We start from the raw sequence: 672 nt of genomic DNA on the forward strand, positions 1-672 counted from the left end.
TATCGAAAACGGATTGCGTGCCCTAATGATAAACGTACATACAAAGGTTACCCGCGACAAACTCGACACCCTTACCAAAATCATCAGCGTATGGGCTCCCCCCAGCGAGAATAACACCAGCGGCTACATTGCCCGCGTAAGCAAAGCGTTAGGCATAAGCCCCACCGCGCCCCTTACAGCCGATAGTTTTACAAAGGACTTTTACATCACCATTGCGCGTGCCATAGCCCAGATAGAGTGCCACCCTGACCACACCCGCATACCCGACAGCAGCTACCAAGCCGCCTACGATATGATACCATTAGCCAAGAAAGCATTAAAAAAAAAGTAATCATCAGTGGTAGCGGCTTACTGCTCATAGTCGCCGGCTACCTCCTATATCGCCACTTTAAGCTAAAAAATAAGCTATGACAAATTTTACAAAGCATTTCAAAGTATCTGAATTTACCTGCAAAGACGGTACCCCCGTACCGCCCCAGTACCTACATAACGCCAAAAAGGTAGCCGACAACTTAGAAGTATTGCGCGCCGCACTGGGTGGTAAACCCATTATCATCACCAGCGGTTACCGCACCCCAGAGCACAACAAAAAAGTAGGCGGAGTAGGAGGTTCAGCCCACCTAACCGCCAGTGCAGCCGACATTGTTGTACGCGGTATACCGCCCGCACAAG

2 protein-coding genes are annotated in these 672 nt (G+C 49.9%); both read left to right on the top strand.

Going from position 1 to position 672, the window contains the following annotated elements; all coding sequences use genetic code 11:
* On the top strand, window positions 1-331 hold a 331-nt coding region (locus tag HMPREF9074_RS12560; protein WP_198133054.1), incomplete at its 5' end, for a hypothetical protein.
* A gap of 76 nt (window positions 332-407) precedes the next feature.
* Window positions 408-672: D-Ala-D-Ala carboxypeptidase family metallohydrolase (locus tag HMPREF9074_RS11700; RefSeq protein WP_034541127.1), on the top strand; the 265-nt coding region annotated here is incomplete at its 3' end.

Source organism: Capnocytophaga sp. oral taxon 329 str. F0087 (genome assembly GCF_000213295.2).
Taxonomy (GTDB): Bacteria; Bacteroidota; Bacteroidia; order Flavobacteriales; family Flavobacteriaceae; genus Capnocytophaga; species Capnocytophaga leadbetteri_A.